The sequence below is a fragment of the Mycobacterium syngnathidarum genome (assembly GCF_001942625.1).
GTDB lineage: Bacteria > Actinomycetota > Actinomycetes > Mycobacteriales > Mycobacteriaceae > Mycobacterium > Mycobacterium syngnathidarum.
In genome coordinates this window covers 46277-61858 of record NZ_MLCL01000032.1, presented here as the reverse complement: position 1 = coordinate 61858, position 15582 = coordinate 46277, and the positions used below count along the sequence as shown (strand labels likewise).

At 67.4% G+C, this 15582-nt stretch carries 18 protein-coding genes and 2 pseudogenes; 13 read left to right on the top strand and 7 right to left on the bottom strand.

Annotated elements, in window-relative coordinates:
* Positions 1–10: 10 nt before the first annotated feature.
* From BKG60_RS10060 to BKG60_RS10020, 9 genes and pseudogenes are all read left to right on the top strand, one after another.
* Positions 11–391, top strand: a complete 381-nt coding sequence (locus BKG60_RS10060; protein WP_064873926.1) for an ArsR/SmtB family transcription factor — start codon at positions 11–13, stop codon at positions 389–391.
* Positions 388–1461, top strand: a pseudogene (gene arsB / locus BKG60_RS10055) (ACR3 family arsenite efflux transporter); the annotation flags it as partial. The gene BKG60_RS10060 and the pseudogene arsB, both read left to right, overlap by 4 nt.
* A 37-nt stretch (positions 1462–1498) precedes the next feature.
* Positions 1499–2167 carry an arsenate reductase ArsC gene (locus BKG60_RS10050; protein WP_036432590.1) on the top strand — a complete coding sequence of 223 codons (669 nt, stop codon included), beginning with the start codon at positions 1499–1501 and terminating at the stop codon, positions 2165–2167.
* A 27-nt stretch (positions 2168–2194) separates the two neighbouring features.
* A complete protein-coding gene (locus BKG60_RS10045; RefSeq protein WP_036432587.1) occupies positions 2195–2653 on the top strand; it encodes an arsenate-mycothiol transferase ArsC in 459 nt (152 codons plus the stop codon).
* 73 nt (positions 2654–2726) lie between these two features.
* The gene (locus BKG60_RS10040) at positions 2727–3071 is read left to right on the top strand and encodes a hypothetical protein (RefSeq protein WP_036432584.1); all 345 of its coding nucleotides are present in this window, start codon (positions 2727–2729) and stop codon (positions 3069–3071) included.
* Positions 3068–3520: a MerR family transcriptional regulator gene (locus tag BKG60_RS10035; RefSeq protein WP_066900813.1), complete on the top strand. Its 453-nt coding sequence runs from the start codon at positions 3068–3070 to the stop codon at positions 3518–3520. Before BKG60_RS10040 ends, BKG60_RS10035 begins: the two co-directional genes overlap by 4 nt.
* On the top strand, positions 3507–3839 hold the full coding sequence (locus BKG60_RS10030; protein ID WP_036432580.1) for a hypothetical protein: 333 nt from the start codon (positions 3507–3509) through the stop codon (positions 3837–3839). The genes BKG60_RS10035 and BKG60_RS10030 overlap by 14 nt, the downstream gene beginning before the upstream one ends.
* Positions 3840–3849: 10 nt before the next feature.
* Entirely contained in the window at positions 3850–4182 is a 333-nt protein-coding gene (locus tag BKG60_RS10025; RefSeq protein ID WP_036432578.1) for a YnfA family protein, read from the top strand.
* Positions 4183–4205: 23 nt separating this feature from the next.
* Complete coding sequence (locus BKG60_RS10020) at positions 4206–4571, top strand: SpoIIAA family protein (RefSeq protein ID WP_036432576.1); 366 nt, start codon at positions 4206–4208, stop codon at positions 4569–4571.
* Between the two features lie 598 nt (positions 4572–5169).
* On the opposite strand, the gene BKG60_RS10010 is transcribed toward BKG60_RS10020, so the two are convergent.
* Both BKG60_RS10010 and BKG60_RS10005 read right to left on the bottom strand, forming a co-directional pair.
* Complete coding sequence (locus tag BKG60_RS10010) at positions 5170–7146, bottom strand: heavy metal translocating P-type ATPase (RefSeq protein WP_036432573.1); 1977 nt, start codon at positions 7144–7146, stop codon at positions 5170–5172.
* The gene (locus tag BKG60_RS10005; protein ID WP_047036712.1) at positions 7143–7514 is read right to left on the bottom strand and encodes an ArsR/SmtB family transcription factor; all 372 of its coding nucleotides are present in this window, start codon (positions 7512–7514) and stop codon (positions 7143–7145) included. Before BKG60_RS10005 ends, BKG60_RS10010 begins: the two co-directional genes overlap by 4 nt.
* A gap of 101 nt (positions 7515–7615) precedes the next feature.
* On the opposite strand from BKG60_RS10005, the gene BKG60_RS10000 reads away from it, so the two are divergent.
* The 4 genes from BKG60_RS10000 (at position 7616) to BKG60_RS09985 (ending at position 10230) form a co-directional block, all read left to right on the top strand.
* Complete coding sequence (locus tag BKG60_RS10000) at positions 7616–8278, top strand: DsbA family protein (protein ID WP_036432571.1); 663 nt, start codon at positions 7616–7618, stop codon at positions 8276–8278.
* Positions 8279–8359: 81 nt separating this feature from the next.
* Positions 8360–8971 (top strand): methyltransferase family protein, encoded by a 612-nt coding sequence (locus BKG60_RS09995; protein WP_036432568.1) that lies wholly within the window; start codon positions 8360–8362, stop codon positions 8969–8971.
* A 20-nt stretch (positions 8972–8991) separates the two neighbouring features.
* A complete protein-coding gene (locus BKG60_RS09990; protein ID WP_036432566.1) occupies positions 8992–9627 on the top strand; it encodes a class I SAM-dependent methyltransferase in 636 nt (211 codons plus the stop codon).
* Positions 9628–9681: 54 nt separating this feature from the next.
* Positions 9682–10230: a hypothetical protein gene (locus BKG60_RS09985; RefSeq protein WP_036432564.1), complete on the top strand. Its 549-nt coding sequence runs from the start codon at positions 9682–9684 to the stop codon at positions 10228–10230.
* A gap of 138 nt (positions 10231–10368) precedes the next feature.
* Here BKG60_RS09985 and BKG60_RS09980 read toward each other — a convergent pair.
* The 5 genes and pseudogenes from BKG60_RS09980 to BKG60_RS09960 all read right to left on the bottom strand — a co-directional run.
* Positions 10369–11073, bottom strand: a pseudogene (locus tag BKG60_RS09980) (aminotransferase class I/II-fold pyridoxal phosphate-dependent enzyme); the annotation flags it as partial.
* Positions 11039–12190, bottom strand: coding sequence for an MFS transporter (locus BKG60_RS09975; RefSeq protein ID WP_341350331.1), 1152 nt, complete (start codon positions 12188–12190; stop codon positions 11039–11041). The gene BKG60_RS09975 and the pseudogene BKG60_RS09980, both read right to left, overlap by 35 nt.
* The gene (locus BKG60_RS09970) at positions 12187–13464 is read right to left on the bottom strand and encodes an amidohydrolase family protein (RefSeq protein ID WP_075909620.1); all 1278 of its coding nucleotides are present in this window, start codon (positions 13462–13464) and stop codon (positions 12187–12189) included. Before BKG60_RS09970 ends, BKG60_RS09975 begins: the two co-directional genes overlap by 4 nt.
* Complete coding sequence (locus BKG60_RS09965; protein WP_075909619.1) at positions 13458–14570, bottom strand: CoA transferase; 1113 nt, start codon at positions 14568–14570, stop codon at positions 13458–13460. Before BKG60_RS09965 ends, BKG60_RS09970 begins: the two co-directional genes overlap by 7 nt.
* Positions 14570–15472: a hotdog family protein gene (locus BKG60_RS09960; protein ID WP_242671595.1), complete on the bottom strand. Its 903-nt coding sequence runs from the start codon at positions 15470–15472 to the stop codon at positions 14570–14572. Before BKG60_RS09960 ends, BKG60_RS09965 begins: the two co-directional genes overlap by 1 nt.
* Between the last annotated feature and the right edge of the window lie 110 nt (positions 15473–15582).

The following is a 15582-nucleotide window of genomic DNA, read 5'->3' as shown; positions in this document are numbered from 1 at the left end:
ATATCGATGTATGTCGAAGTCCCGGGAGATGTTGGCCGATCAAGTGTGTTGCCCTCCGGGCGCCCTGCTGCACGAACCCATATCGGCGGCGGTGGCGGCGGATATGGCGGTCAAGCTCAAGGCGCTGGCCGATCCGGTGCGGCTGCAGCTGTTCTCGGCGATCGCCAGCCACGCCGGCGGCGAGGCCTGCGTCTGTGACATCTCACCCGGGCTGGAAGTCTCCCAGCCGACCATCAGCCATCACCTCAAAGTGCTGCGGGACGCTGGATTGCTGACCTCGCAGCGCCGGGCGTCGTGGGTGTATTACGCCGTGGTGCCCGAAGCGCTGGCCAGCCTGGCCGTGCTCCTCGGCGCGACCACCGCCCACACCGTGGCGGGAGTATCGGCATGACCGACACCACCACATCCCCTCCAGCGGTCGTCGGCAAGCTCTCCACCCTCGACCGGTTCCTGCCCTTATGGATCGGCGCGGCCATGGTCGCAGGGCTGCTGCTGGGCCGCTGGATCCCCGGCCTGAACACCGCTCTGGAAAAGGTTCAGATCGACGGGATTTCGCTGCCGATCGCCCTGGGCCTGTTGATCATGATGTATCCGGTGCTGGCGAAAGTCCGCTACGACCGCCTCGACACCGTCACCGGCGACCGCAAACTCCTGCTCTCCTCACTGGTCCTGAACTGGGTGCTCGGACCCGCGCTGATGTTCGCACTCGCCTGGCTGCTACTGCCCGACCTGCCCGAATACCGCACCGGCCTGATCATCGTCGGACTGGCCCGCTGCATCGCCATGGTCATCATCTGGAACGACCTGGCCTGCGGAGACCGCGAAGCCGCCGCCGTCCTCGTCGCGCTCAACTCGATCTTCCAAGTCATCATGTTCGCCGTGCTGGGCTGGTTCTACTTGTCGGTGTTGCCCGGCTGGCTCGGCCTGGAACAAACCACCATCGACACCTCACCGTGGCAGATCGCCAAATCCGTACTCATCTTCCTCGGCATCCCGCTATTGGCCGGCTACCTGTCCCGCCGCATCGGCGAGAAAACCAAGGGCCGCGACTGGTATGAGGCCAAGTTCCTACCGACGATCGGCCCATGGGCCCTCTACGGTCTGCTGTTCACCATCGTGATTCTCTTTGCCCTGCAAGGCGATCAGATCACCCACCAACCCTGGGACGTCGCCCGCATCGCCCTACCTCTGTTGGCGTACTTCGCCGTCATGTGGGGCGGGGGCTACCTGCTCGGCACGCTGTTGGATCTGGGTTATGAGCGCACCACCACCCTGGCGTTCACCGCCGCCGGCAACAACTTCGAACTGGCCATCGCCGTGGCGATCGCCACCTACGGCGCCACCTCCGGCCAAGCGCTGGCCGGGGTCGTCGGCCCGCTCATCGAAGTCCCGGTCCTGGTCGGATTGGTCTACGTCTCGCTGGCGCTATGTAATCGGTTCAGCCACCACACCTCCCAACACCTGCCCACCGGCTCGACGACGAGAACGGAACCAGCCGATGACTGACAGCCCCGTCACCCACCAACTGCGCCACGACCTCTCCATCGACCAACAACTCGCCCTGAAAACCGCGGCGAGCCGTCTGCACGGCGAGTTCGACGGCACCTTCGGCACCGAAACCATCGAACGGTTCCTCTGCTCGTCCTACGACCAGTTCGCCGGCCGCGCCACCATTCCCAACTTCCTGCCGCTGCTGGCCGAACGGTTCGCCCGCCAGCGCCTCCACGCCCTGGCCCGGGTGGAAGGCAAGATCAGCGACGGCAAACCGACCGTCCTGTTCCTATGCACCCACAACGCCGGCCGCTCCCAGATGGCCCTCGGCTTCTTCACCCACCTGGCCGGCGACAACGCGATCGCCTGGTCCGGAGGGTCAGAACCCGGCAACGAGATCAACCCCGCCGCCATCGAGGCCATGCACGAAGTCGGGATCGACATCACCGGCGAATACCCCAAACCCTGGACCGACGAAATCGTGCAAGCCGCCGACGTCGTCATCACCATGGGCTGCGGCGACGCCTGCCCCATCTTCCCCGGAAAACGCTACGAAAACTGGGAACTCCCCGACCCCGCCGGCCAAGGCCTCGACGCGGTCCGCCCGATCCGCGACGACATCGAAGAACGCATCCACCGACTCCTGACCGATCTGAACGTGCCCATCACCCGCTAATCGCGAAAACCCAAGGAAAACACCGATATGGCCGACAGATCCGTGTTGTTCGTCTGCGTCAGTAACGCCGGCAAGTCGGTGATGGCCGCCGGGCTCATGCGGCAGATCGCCGGCCCGCACATCCGCGTGACCTCGGCGGGCACCCACGCCAAGGGTGCAGTCAACCAACAATCGGTGCAGGCATTGGCCGAAGTCGGCGTCGACATCAGCGACCATCAGCCCACCCAACTCACCGAGCAGATGCTCGACGAGGCCGATCTGGTCGTCATCGTCGGCACCCAAGCCCAACTCGAGGACCATCCCGGCACCACCATCCAACGGTGGGACACCGACGAACCCTCCCTGCGCGGCATCGACGGCATCGACCGCATGCGAATCATCCGCGACGACATCACCACGCGCGTCCAGGCCCTGGCCGCCAACTTGTCCACCGCGGCCGCACCACCCGCCGGCCAGTCAACACAATCCGACCGCCGAGACGGTTGAGGGCCACCCCGCTGCCGTTCGCCACCGATTGAGGGTTGCATTCCGTACCTAGGTACGGGTTTATCGTCGACGTATGGCCAGCGAGGAAACTACGGGTTGGGTGCCCGATTCGTGCTCGTTACCCACGGTTGATCGGCCGTTGCGGGTGGCCGAGTTCGACGGGCTATTCGGTCAATCGGTGCTGCGGTCGGTACGGGTGAGTGCCACACGGTTGGATCTTGTGCTGGCCGCCGACGCCGAGGCCGCTGCCCGCGACCTGGCGGCACGCGAAGTCGGCTGCTGCTCGTTTTTCCGCTTCGACTTCGACACGGCCGGTTCGGATGTGGTGATAAGCATCGGCGTTCCCCCGTCGCACACCGACGTGCTCGACGCCCTCGCACAGCGGATCGGTGACATGACGACGGGGCAGACGCGGTGAGCGACAGCGGATTGCGCAGCGGGCAGGTCGCGGCCGCAGCCGGGGTCAACACCGAGACGCTGCGCTACTACGAGCGACGCGGCCTGCTGCGCCAGCCGCAGCGATCACTGGGTGGACACCGCCTATACCCACCGGAAACCGTGACCATGATGCGGGTGATCAAGGCCGCGCAACGGTTGGGCTTCACCCTCGACGAAGTCGCCGACCTGTTGGCCGCCACCCGACTCGGTAGCCGCTCCGAGGCCGGACTACACACCCGGGCGGCCACCAAACTGGCCGAGGTCGACCAGAAGCTCGCCGAACTTACCGCCGTGCGCGACACGCTGCGTGCTGCGCTCGCCGCGGGCTGTGACGACCTCCTCGCCTGCGCCGAAAGCCCCTGCTGCCCAATACCATTCACCGCAGAACCCGACAACGAGACGAAAGGCGGCACCGGTGGCTGCTGCTGACGACCGCGCCCGCAAGGCGTGGTGGGCATCGATCGGCGTCGGGGCGCTGGCATGTGTGGGCTGCTGTGTGGTCGTGCCACTGCTGGCCGCGGCCGGCATCGCCGGCGGTGGCATGCTGCTCGTCGGTTCCCGGTGGCTAGAGCCACTCGGATTCGCGCTCATCGCCGTCGGAGTCGTCGGGGTGGTCGTGTCACAGATCCGCGCCTACCGCCGACGCGGAGCCGACACCTGCCAGTGCACTCGTCCGAACACGAACACCAGTTGCCGGTGCCGACGATCACAGCCGGCAGCGGCCCCAGTGCCCGGCCAGGTCTCCTAGGGTCATCACCATGGTGATCCGTTCAATCCTGTTGTTCGTGTTGGCCGCGGTCGCCGAAATCGGAGGCGCGTGGCTGATCTGGCAAGGTGTGCGCGAGCAACGCGGCTGGCTATGGGCCGGGCTCGGCGTCATCGCACTCGGAATCTACGGGTTTGTCGCCACCCTGCAGCCGGATGCGCATTTCGGCCGGATCCTGGCCGCCTACGGCGGCGTGTTCGTCGCCGGCTCACTGGCCTGGGGCATGGCGCTGGACGGGTTTCGACCCGACCGCTGGGACATCATCGGCGCCCTGGTCTGCCTGGCCGGCGTCGCCGTGATCATGTACGGCCCACGCGCGCACTGACACTTCCCCAGGAGGGGCATGCTGTGATCGAGTTCCTGTCCTGCAGCACCGGCAATGTCGTCGGAATCCGGTTCAGCGGCAAGCTGAACCGGCAAACCTACCGCGACGTGCTCGGCCCACGAATCGACTCCCTTCTGGAGCAGTACACCACGTTGCGGGTGCTGATCCTGATCGACGAATCCTTTGAAGGCTGGACCCTTCCCGCGGCCTGGGCCAACACGATCTTCGACCTCAAACATCGACGTCACTTCGACAAGATCGCCATGCTGGGCGCCCCGAAATGGGAAGAATGGTGCGTCAAAATACCCGCGGCACTGCTCATCCGCGGTCAACTGAAGACGTTTCCACGCGATCAACTCGAACCCGCATGGGACTGGCTTCGCGCATAGCGCCCGCTGAGCGGTCAGGCCAGCGTCAGCCAGCAGCGCCACCACTGGTGGTGGGCCTATGTGTGCGTTGCAGCCGCCGTCGGCGCTTCGGTCGTGGCACCAGCGGCCAGTGGTGTGGTGCGTCCGGCGCGCACACCGTTGGCGATGACGACGATTTCGTGCACCGTGCCTATGTCAACCTAAATTGGCTCCGCCTGGGCGGTGTCAGTTGGCCCCGCCTGGAGGCGTGCAGAACTCGCGCGGGTTGAGCGAAGCTGGATGTATGCGTGTGGAGCTTCTCACGAGCCCGGGGTGTCCGAATGCGGCGGCGGCTCGGCGCTTGCTCGCCGAGTGTCTGTCTGAGGTGGGTATCGCTGACGATGTGGTGGTGGAAAGGGTCGGTGCATATCCATCGCCGACGGTGCTCGTTGATGGTGTGGATATCATGAAGCCGGGCACTGAGTTGGCAGCTGATGCATGCCGATTGGACCTTCCGACCAGGGATCGCGTGCTGGCGGCGCTGCGGAGTGCGACACCGTTGACCTGATCGATCCGGGGTTTCACCCCGTTGCTCGGCCGACCCCTCTTGGCTGTGACGTGATCCTGTTGCGCCCCGAGTTCAACTGGCTGTCGTGGTTTCCTGGGTGCGGGTGTGTGCCAGCCGGTGGGAGTCGGTTCCGGTTTCGATGATGGCGCCCCGGAGGGGTTTGGTGCGTCCGGCGCGGACCCCGTTGGCGATGACGACGATTTCGGCGAGTTCGTGCACGGCGACGACCGCGGCCAACCCCAGCATCCCGGTGAGGGCGAGCGGAATGAGTACCGTGATCAGGCCCAGTGAGAGGCCGACGTTTTGCAGCATGATGCGCCGGGCACGGCGGGCGTGGGCGAAGGCTTGGGTGAGGTGGCGCAGGTCTTCACCCATGAGGGCGACGTCGGCGGTTTCGATCGCCACGTCGGTGCCCATTGCGCCCATGGCGATGCCGAGGTCTGCGGTGGCCAGGGCGGGGGCGTCGTTGACGCCGTCACCGACCATGGCCGTCGAGGAATGTTGGCGCAGTTGACTAATCAGCGCGGCCTTGTCTTCGGGCCGCAGATCAGCATGCACCGTATCGATCCCCACCTGCTTGGCCAGGGCGGTCGCGGTCGCTTGGTTGTCACCGGTCAGCATCGCCACCTGATAACCCCCACGGCGTAACGCCTCGACGACCCGGGCGGCTTCGGGCCGTAGTTCGTCACGCACCGCGACCGCCCCAATGACCTGACCGTTGTCTTCGACCAGCACCGCGGTCGCCCCGGCGGCCTGCATCTTGGCGACCTGTTCGGCCAGCGGGCCGGGATCGAGCCAGCCGGGCCGACCGAGCCGCAACCGGCGGCCGTCGCGATACCCGGTGAGGCCGGCGCCGGTGACCGCCTCCACCTCCTCGGCGGGTCGGACCGGGCCCTCGGCGGCGGCGAGGATCGCTGCAGCCAGGGGGTGTTCGCTGCGGGCCTCCAACGCCGCCGCGACCTCCAGCACATGCTCGCGGGTGGCGCCGTTGGTGGTGGCGACGTCGATGACGGTGGGCTTGTTGGCAGTCAATGTGCCGGTCTTATCCAGCGCCACGGTGCGGACCGCGCCCAGGGCTTCCAGCGCCGCGCCGCCCTTGACCAGGACGCCGAGCTTGCTGGCCGCGCCGATCGCGGCGACCACGGTGACCGGCACCGAGATCGCCAGCGCGCATGGGGAGGCCGCCACCAGCACCACCAGGGCGCGTTCGATCCACACCAGCGGATCACCCAACACGCTGCCGATGGCCGCGATGAGGACGCCGGCGATCATGATCGTCGGGACCAGGGGTTTGGCGATGCGGTCGGCCAGGCGCTGGGCTTCGCCCTTGCGGGACTGCTCGGCCTCCACGATGGCCACAATGCGGGCCAGCGAGTTGTCGGCGGCGCTGCTGGTGACCTCGACCTCGAGCACCCCGGTGCCGTTGATCGACCCGGCGAACACCTCATCACCGGGCCCGGCCTCCACCGGCACGGATTCGCCGGTGATCGCCGAAACATCCAGCGCGGTACGGCCTGAGACGATGACCCCGTCGGTGGCGACGCGTTCACCGGGTTTGACCAGCATCCGGTCACCCACCCGCAATTCGCTTGGCGGGATGATGGTTTCGGCGCCGTCGCGCAGGACGGTGGCCTCATCGGGCACCAGCGACAACAGGGCGCGCAGGCCGCGGCGGGTGCGGGCCAGCGAGTATTCTTCGAGACCTTCGCTGATGGAGAACAGGAACGCCAGCATGGCGGCCTCGCCGACCTCGCCGAGGATCACTGCGCCGACCGCGGCGATCGTCATCAGCGTGCCGACCCCGATCTTGCCTTGGGTCAGCCGGCGCAGCGTCGAGGGCACGAACGTGTAGGCCCCGATCGCCAACGCCAGCGCATACAACCCGATTTCGACCGGGCGGGGCCCGCCGGCCCCGCCGACCACATACCCGGCCAGCAGCACCACACCCGCCACCGCGGCGGCGCGCAGTTCGGTGATCTCCCAGAGCCGTTCGGGTTCGTGCTCGTCGTCGCTACGTTCGTCGCTGCCGCAGCCACACGCCTCACTCATCGAGCAACCTTCTTCCGCTGATCGGGGAGGCCGTAGTTGGGGCACAACGCCACCGCGTTGCCGGTGGCCTCCAGCACCGCCTCGGCCGCGCGCAACATCTCCAGCAGCTCCGGGCGGGCCAGCCGATACACCGAGGCGCGGCCCTGCGGCCGGAAATCCACCAACCCGCAGTCACGCAGGCAGGCCAGATGCGCCGACACCGTCGACTGCGCCAACCCCAACTCGCCCGTCAGATCCACCACCCGGGCCTCACCACCCGCCAGGCGGCGCAGGATCGCCAACCGGGTCGCATCCGAGAGGCTGTGAAACAACGCCGTCGCCGCATCCACATTCCCGCACACCGCGGGATCGACCGAACCACTTTTCATCGCCACATAACGATGATAGCGTCCAATGCTATTGATCGGTCAACCTCGCCAACATCGATGCCATGCGATATAGCCGCCGATCCCACGAAAGAGGTATCTGAATGGCGCGCGCCAGCCGCATGTTGCTCACCGCGTTCGTCATCGCCGCGATGGCGATCGGTGCGCTGGTCTACCTGTCGGTGCGCGACCGTGACTCGACCGCCCCAGCGCAGTCCGATACCAGCGAGATCGGGCAGGTGGTGCGGGAGAACAGTCACCGGCTCAACTCGGTGCCTGAGAGCAAGGTGACGTTCGTGGAGTTTCTCGACTTCGAATGTGAGGGTTGCCGCGCGGTTTACCCGGAGATCGAAAAGTTGCGGGCTGAATACGGGGACCGGGTGAATTTCGTGATCCGCCACTTCCCGCTGCCAGCGCACGTCAACGCCGAGCGGGCCGCCCGGGCCGTGGAAGCCGCCGCCCAGCAGGGCCAGCTGGAGGCGGTGTATCGCAAAATGTATGACACCCAGGCTCAGTGGGGTGAAAAGCAAACCCCGGCCGATGACGTATTCCGTGGATTCGCAGCAGAACTCGGCCTGGATATGGCCGCTTTCGACGCGGCCTACGCCGATCCCGCCACGCTGGAGCGCATCCGGCTCGACATGGCCGACGGCCGGGCCTTGGGGGTGCAGGGCACGCCGACGTTTTTCCTCAACGGCACCCGCATCCAACCGCACAGCTATGAAGACCTCGCCAAGGCCCTTGATCAAGCGCTCGCCGAGAACTAACCGCGCCGTCCCACGTCCATCGGCTTTAACGCCCATCTCCACATCGGCACCTATCCCAGTCCCGGCCAGGAGGTTTCACCCATGCCCGCCACCGCGCTCATCTTCTACGTGATCTTTGCCGTCTTAGGGTTCGGCTGGCGCAGTTGGACCCAATACCGCCACACCGGATCCACCGGATTCCGCGGCATCCACGGTCGGCCCGGGTCGCTGCAATGGTTGGCCGGTGTCGGATTCATCGCCGCCATCCTCGCCGGGGCGGCCGCGCCCCTGCTGCAACTGCTCGACATCCTCACCCCGATGGCCGTGCTTGATGCGCCGTGGATCCAGACCACCGGCATAGTGCTGGCCGTCGCCGGGATCGCCGCCACCGTCCACGCCCAACGCGACATGGGCCCATCGTGGCGCATCGGAGTGGACCCCAGCGAAACAACCACATTGGTGCGCCACGGCGTGTTCGCGCTGGTACGCAACCCCATCTTCACCGCCATGCTGATCTTCGCCGCCGGCATCACCCTGATCACCCCAAACCCGCTTGCCCTGGCCGCCTTCGCCGTCTTGTGGGCCACGATCGAACTGCAGGTACGAGTGGTCGAAGAGCCCTACCTCAACACCATCCACGGCCAGGCCTACCGGGACTACTGTGGGGCTGTCGGCCGGTTCGTTCCCTACATCGGACGCCGCCTGACCGTCTGACCGCCGACGCGAGGTGAACCATGCCCACCGATGATCGCACCGCCCGCTGGAACCGGTACTGGGACAAGAAATCTCGCACCTATGACCGTGAGATCGGGTTCTTCGACCGCCACCTGTTCGGCGACTCCCGCCAATGGGTCTGCAGCCAAGCCACCGGCGACGTCCTGGAGGTCGCGATCGGCACCGGACTCAACCTTGCCTTCTACCCCGAGAACGTCACCCTGACCGGGATCGACTGGAGCCAGCAGATGCTCGACATCGCCCGCCAACGCGCCGCCGACCTCGGTCACCCCGCCACCCTGCAACAAGCCGACGCGCATCACCTGCCGTTCGACGATGCCAGCTTCGACACCGTCGTCTGCACCTTCGGGCTCTGCGCCATCCCCGACCACACCCAAGCCCTCACCGAAATGACCCGAGTCCTGCGCCCCGGCGGAAAACTCATCCTCGTCGACCACATCCGCAGCAGCACCGCCCCAGTCCGAGCCGTGCAGCGGGGCCTCGAACTATTCACCATTCCCCTCGGCGGCGAACACTTCCTACGTCGCCCCCTAGAGCACCTGCGGGCCGCGACCGACCTCGCGATCGACCATCGTGAGCGGTTCACACTCGGCCTCGTCGAACGCGTCGTCGCCCACAAAACCCCTGCCACCTGACCTGCCCTGCAGCCAAGGGGTCCGAGCGGGACACCATCACGAAAGCAGCCGCACATGACCGAATTCACCAGACGCGCCGCACTTGCCCTACTCAGTGGGGCAGGGGCGATCGCCGCACTGGGATACCTGTTGCGCACCAACAGTATTCGCATGCCCACCGGGAACGCCAACGGTCCCGGCATGATGGGCGGAGTCTCCGGCACCGACATGGATCGCTACATGACCATGTTCGCCCGCCACACCGAACTGCGCCGCACCGTGGAAAACATCCCCGGAGGCATCCGTACCACCACCGAATCCGACGCCCCCGATCTCGTCGCGCAACTGCACGCCCACGTCTCCTCGATGTATCAGCATCTCGACCAAGGCGCCGAAGTGAGCTGCATGAGTCAAAGCCTGCCCACCCTGTTCCGCCATGCAACCGACTACCAGCGGCGAATCACACTGACACCTAACGGAGTTATCGCCACCGAGACCTCCTCCGACCCCGAGCTCACCAACACCATCCGCGCCCACGCACACGAAGTCACCGGCTTCGTCACCGACGGCATGCCCGCCATGATGGGCCCGATGATGGGCGGCCGCGGAATGATGGGCTCCTGAATCGTCGCGTCAACCAGAACGCACCAACCAACCCCTAACCGGAAACACCAACAGCCTAACCTGTTTCCGATCAGGCCCGACTAGATCAGATCGCCTCAGCGGGAACAACAGTAAACATCAGAATCTGACCCCAGATAACTGCTCGAATCCGGCTCCCATCTTGTGCACGCTCACCACGCACACATCCGCACCGGCGTTCATCGCCCAGGTCGGCAGATCCTCATGGAAGGGCAGATGCGCGCCCCATGCCTCGTCGACGATGAGAGGCTTGCCCCGGCGGTGGCAGACCTCCGCGATGCCTTCGATGTCGGCGCAGGTGCCGTACGGGCTGGGGCTGACGATCAACGCGGCAGCGGCATCCGGATGCCGCTGCCAAGCCTCCTCGACCTGCCGGGGCGACGGCGGGTGCGAGAGATGACGCTCGGCATCCCACTGCGGGGTGATCCAGCGCGGTGTCAAACCAGAGAAGATCAGCCCGGCCACCACCGATTTGTGACTGTCCCGGCTGAGCAGCAGGCTGCCGTCGCACCCGGCGACCGCCATCATCGCGGCCTTGACAGACAACGAGCTGCCGCAGGTGGAGAACCAGGCGGCCCTCGCCCCCACCGCCTCGGCCATCAGTTCCTCGGCCCGCTTCAGATAACCGTTGCTCATCCGTCTGTCGTCGAGCCCGCCGCTGGCCAGAACATCGCTGAAGAACGGCTCGCGGCCGAGGATCTGCAAGACCCGTTGATCGACGCCGCGGCCCTGACGATGCCCCGGTGGGGAGAAGCCGTAGCGGTTGGAATTGTGGTATTCGCGCAGCGCGTCAACCAGTGGTGCCGCGTTCTGATTGCCCGTCATGGCGAGTGGGTACCCACATCAACCCGACCCCCACACACGCGGCCGTCATCACGGCGAACGCCGCCGGGAACGAGAACGCGGTTGCCACGGCACCGACCGCCAGCGACCCCAGACCGGTCCCCGCATCGAACCCGACGTTCCAGGCCACACTGACCGCGCCCCGGGCATGCTCACCGGCGGCCGCGAAGGCCTGCACCAGCGTGAGACTCTGCAGGCCGCCGAAGGCCGCGCCGACCAAGACCGAGCCGGCAATGACAACAACGGCACGGTGGTCGGCCAGTCCGAGTGCGATCGCCACCAGACCCAGCGCGCCGACGCCCAGCATCGGGGCGATGAAGCGAACCGGGCCGTACCGGTCGGCGACACCGCCGATCCACCACCTGCTCACCGCCGCGGTCCCGGTCAGACCGAGCAACGCCCCGAACGCCATCTCGGCGCTGCCGAACTGGGGCGCGAACGTGGTGACGGCGCCTCCGGCGGCAGTGATCACGACGAGCGCGGCGATCGGGTTGACCAAGCGACGGGTCGCCGGAAGGTGCTCACCGGAAGGCGCCGGTGGCCGAGGCACCGGATGCGTGCGGATCAACGCCAGGGGTACCGCCACCAACGGCGCGGCCGCGAGCAGGAACACGGACTCGAAGCCGATGTGCTCGGCCAGCCACGGCGCCAGCGGGACGAAGACGAATTGTGGTGCGGCGATGGAAAGTCCGTATGCGCCGATCGCTGCGCCGCGACGTTCTGGGGGTACCAGCCCGGCGATCCCATCGACGGCGCAGACGGTGAGGATCCCGAAGCCGAACCCCCGCAGGGCCGCGAGCAGCAGGACCGCCCACAGGCTGTGGGCGAACATGTGCACGACGGCCGGAGCACCCAACAACACCAGGCCGACAGCCAACGTGACAGGCCAACCGACCCGTCGCAGCAACCGCCCGACCAACAGTTGGGCGATCACCGTGCAGCCCATCAGCACGGTGTTGACCAGGCCGGCGCCGAGATGGTCGGCGCCGATGTGGACCGCCCACATGGGCGCCGCCGGAAGCAGCAGCGCAAATCCGGTGAAACCCAGCGCAGCCGCACCCAACAACGCCGGCATCCCCGGCGCCCGCCACACACTCACCGCTCGAAGACCACTTCCCCGCCGATGACGGTGGCGGCCACCAGTTCGGCGTCGAGTGCGTCGATCACCTGCTGCGGGGAACCGGCCAGCAGGCACAGGTCACCAGGCTCAGCAGGCGCGATGCGCCGCGGCCGGGCCGGGCTTTCCGCATCGCCCAGAAACAGGGCCAGAGCCCGCCGCCCCGAAATCCGTTCGGCCGGGTTGAGCACCACACCGCGCGGAGTGCGCCGGTGCACTGCCGCGCGCATCACGGCCCACGGGTCGGCGGCCCCGAACGGTGCATCGGTGGACAGTGCCACCGGCACCCCTGCCGACAACAGGGTGCCCAGCCGCCAGAGCTGATCCTGTTCGGCGGCAGGGACATCCGTGCGGTACTGGTCGCCCCGCTCGGCGACGAAGTTGGGCTGGGTCACCACGGTGATCCCGAGCTCGACGAGGTCGGCGACGCAGTCCTGCGGCACCATCGCGGCGTGCTCGATGCGGTCGGCGGGATGGCCGCCAGCGGCCTGCAGCGCCGCGATGGTGACGACGAGCTGAGCCGCGGTCACACAGTGCACGGCCACCGGCTCACCGGCCCGGTGTCGCTCGGCGATCCAAGCCGTCAACTCATCGAGGTCGAGCCCGTCGTCGTGCAGAATTCGTTTGCCCGGAGCGAGGTAGTGCACGCGCTGCCGCAGGCTGGTGGGGCGATCGGCGGGATGCAGGTCAGGCGTGGCATCGGTGACCCCGGTGACGCCGTAGCCGGCCAGCCGGGCGCTGAACTCCGCGACCGCTGCGGGCCTGCGTTCCAAGGTCTGCGACCAGGTCGTGTCCGCGCTGCGCAGCCGCCCGTCCGGGTGATCGGCCAGACCCAGCGCCGCAAGACCTGGCGAGTTCAGCGTCCACAGCACGCCGCTGCGGTGTTGCACCCGCACCGGGCTGTCCGGACCCAACCGGTCCAGTGCGTGACGGTCCAGGGAGCCGGCCACCGCCTCGTGATAGCCGACAGCCCGGATCCAGCCGTCGCTGCCCGGCGCCGCGGAGGTCAGCGCCGTGCCCAGCGCAACCTCGTCGGCCACCTCAGCCGGACCGACGCGGACGGAATCCTGTTCGGCGGCAGCCGAATACACGTGCAGATGGTGATCATGCAGGCCGGGGATCACTGTGCCGAACGCGGCGTCGAGCACCAGTTCATCGGGCTCAGGCGGCAGTGCTGCCGCGAGCCCTTCGATGATGTGTCCGACGCGGATGTCCACCACGGACCCGTCGAGCAGCGTGGCGCGGCGAATCAGCATGAGGCATCGGCCCGTTCCGCCACCAGGCGGCGTACGGCCTCGTTGTCGGCCCCGAGGTCTCGGCCGGGCAGACCTGCGGCGGGCGGTACCGGGATGACGTCGGCGCCCTCGTCGTCGCAATACCGGTACCCGGCCGCCACGGCCGCCATCGAGAATTCGATCAGCTCGCCACCGCCACGGTTCCGCGACGCCGCCACAGCGGCCGCGGCATGCAGCCCGGTGAGCGGGTCGGCGATCGCGTCACCGCGGAACACCGGTGCGCCCCCGCGGTATCCGACCAGCCCGCCTGACACCGCCGCGTCGTCGCCGAACGCCACCCAGCCGGCCTTCTCGCCCGTGGTGCCGTGGCCAGTGATGCGCAGCCAGATTCGGCCGGGCCGGGCCGGGTTGAGGCTGGGCCCCAGCCCGCGTCGGCTCAGTGCGGCCGGCCGCGACGCCTCGATGACCACGTCGGCCACCTGGACCAAGGCAACCAGATCCTCGGGGTTGTCGAAATCAACGGCATACGAAAGTTTTCCACCGTTCATCCAGTCGTAGAACTCGGGTGCACCGGAGCGGGTCCCGTCCGGACGGCTCGAGCTCTCCACCTTCACCACGGTGGCCCCGGCCCGGGCCAACAACTGTCCACACAAGGGGCCGGCCCACATCGACGACAGGTCGGCCACCAGTGCGCCGGCCAGCGAACCGGTCTGGGTGGGCCCGACCGGGCTGATCACCGGCGGCGCGGGTGCGGTTTCCCCGAGCATGGCGACGGGCAATCCGAGCAGCCGGGCCCGATCGGCAACCTGGGCGGCGGAGTTCACCGCGGCCCAGTCCAGGATCGGCTGCCAGGGCTCGTCCTCGACTGAATCAGTCTGCAGCAGAGCGGGTATCGCGGCGATGTCGTCAGGCCGCGACAGCGTCAGCGCAACCCATCCGTCGCGGGTGGGGAGCAGGTGCGTCGCCCCACCCGCCGACACCTGGTCCTGGGGTGCGATGTTCAGCAGGGCAGCGCGGCCGGTGAGCAGTTCGGTGGCATCGACCGCCGCCCCGGTGAGCGCCGTGAAATCGTCGGCGACCATCTGGGCCTGTCTGCGCAGGCTCAGTGGAATCGCCAACGGTGCCATCAGAACTGCAGCGCGCTGAACCGCCAGTCCAGCACCTGGCGGTCGCCGCCGTCGGGCCCGCCGGCCGCGTACACCAGTGAGCGCAATTGCAGGACTGGAGCCTGGGCCGATTCCACGTGCAGCTCGCTGAACAATGTGTCGCCCTCGTGTACCGGACCGGTGTGGTCGCAGGACTCCCAGCCCAGCACCGTAGCCAGGTTCGGGAGCAACCGGGTGGCCTGGGCCAGGGCCAGCCCGATGGTGTGCCCGCCGTACACCAGGCGTTCGCCGCCGACGCGCCGATCATGGTGGGTGGCAGCGATGTTCAGGGTCAGCCGGGCCAGTTCGGGAGCGCTGCTGACCACATCGGCGGTGCTGTGCAGCACCGAGCCGGCCACCGCCGGGTCGAAATGCGGTCCGGGTACCCGGGTCCGGAACGCGTCCGCATCCCAGTCGGCCGTGGGGTTCGGCGCTGCCGCGTCGGCCCCGATGGTCGACAGGTCGTCGGCATGCCCGGTGTCGACGCCGTCACCAGACAGCGGCAACATGGCACAGCGGTAGAAGTCGAGAACCTTACGGTCCTTTTGGTCTACCGTGGTCATCCGCAGGGCTGCCAGGCCGGTGGCGGACCGTCCCGGCTTGATCGAATTCTGTTTGAGCCCAACCACTTCGGTGCGGGTGTGCAAGGTGTCCCCGATCACCGGGCAACGGTGAAACGCCAGGCCCCGGTAGAACAGGTTGGCCTTGACGCGTTGGGTCACCAGGGTGCTCTGCCCGATCGCCACGTCGCACACCAGCGCCGGATGCGCCAACGGGCCGGGCTCCCCCGTCACCGCGGTGGCGAGCTCGGCGTCGAGCGCCAGCCGCAGCCGGTCACCGAGGATCGCCTGGTGGGTCGCGGCCGCCCCGGGCGTCAAGGTCATCGACGGCGCGCTGTCGAATACCTGGCCGACCTGCAGGTCATCGAAGAACGGGCCACCCTGTTTCACATCTCGCACTATGCCAGTCACGACGGTTGATCCTGCGGCTAGGG

What these genes read in the sequence shown, in the direction of transcription:
- BKG60_RS10060 (WP_064873926.1), top strand. Translation starts at nt 11, where the DNA reads ATGTCGAAGTCCCGGGAGATGTTGGCCGATCAAGTGTGTTGCCCTCCG.
- BKG60_RS10050 (WP_036432590.1), top strand. Translation starts at nt 1,499, where the DNA reads ATGACTGACAGCCCCGTCACCCACCAACTGCGCCACGACCTCTCCATC.
- BKG60_RS10045 (WP_036432587.1), top strand. Translation starts at nt 2,195, where the DNA reads ATGGCCGACAGATCCGTGTTGTTCGTCTGCGTCAGTAACGCCGGCAAG.
- BKG60_RS10040 (WP_036432584.1), top strand. Translation starts at nt 2,727, where the DNA reads ATGGCCAGCGAGGAAACTACGGGTTGGGTGCCCGATTCGTGCTCGTTA.
- BKG60_RS10025 (WP_036432578.1), top strand. Translation starts at nt 3,850, where the DNA reads ATGGTGATCCGTTCAATCCTGTTGTTCGTGTTGGCCGCGGTCGCCGAA.
- BKG60_RS10010 (WP_036432573.1), bottom strand. Translation starts at nt 7,146, where the DNA reads ATGAGTGAGGCGTGTGGCTGCGGCAGCGACGAACGTAGCGACGACGAG.
- BKG60_RS10005 (WP_047036712.1), bottom strand. Translation starts at nt 7,514, where the DNA reads ATGAAAAGTGGTTCGGTCGATCCCGCGGTGTGCGGGAATGTGGATGCG.
- BKG60_RS10000 (WP_036432571.1), top strand. Translation starts at nt 7,616, where the DNA reads ATGGCGCGCGCCAGCCGCATGTTGCTCACCGCGTTCGTCATCGCCGCG.
- BKG60_RS09995 (WP_036432568.1), top strand. Translation starts at nt 8,360, where the DNA reads ATGCCCGCCACCGCGCTCATCTTCTACGTGATCTTTGCCGTCTTAGGG.
- BKG60_RS09990 (WP_036432566.1), top strand. Translation starts at nt 8,992, where the DNA reads ATGCCCACCGATGATCGCACCGCCCGCTGGAACCGGTACTGGGACAAG.
- BKG60_RS09985 (WP_036432564.1), top strand. Translation starts at nt 9,682, where the DNA reads ATGACCGAATTCACCAGACGCGCCGCACTTGCCCTACTCAGTGGGGCA.
- BKG60_RS09970 (WP_075909620.1), bottom strand. Translation starts at nt 13,464, where the DNA reads ATGCTGATTCGCCGCGCCACGCTGCTCGACGGGTCCGTGGTGGACATC.
- BKG60_RS09965 (WP_075909619.1), bottom strand. Translation starts at nt 14,570, where the DNA reads ATGGCACCGTTGGCGATTCCACTGAGCCTGCGCAGACAGGCCCAGATG.
- BKG60_RS09960 (WP_242671595.1), bottom strand. Translation starts at nt 15,472, where the DNA reads ATGACCTTGACGCCCGGGGCGGCCGCGACCCACCAGGCGATCCTCGGT.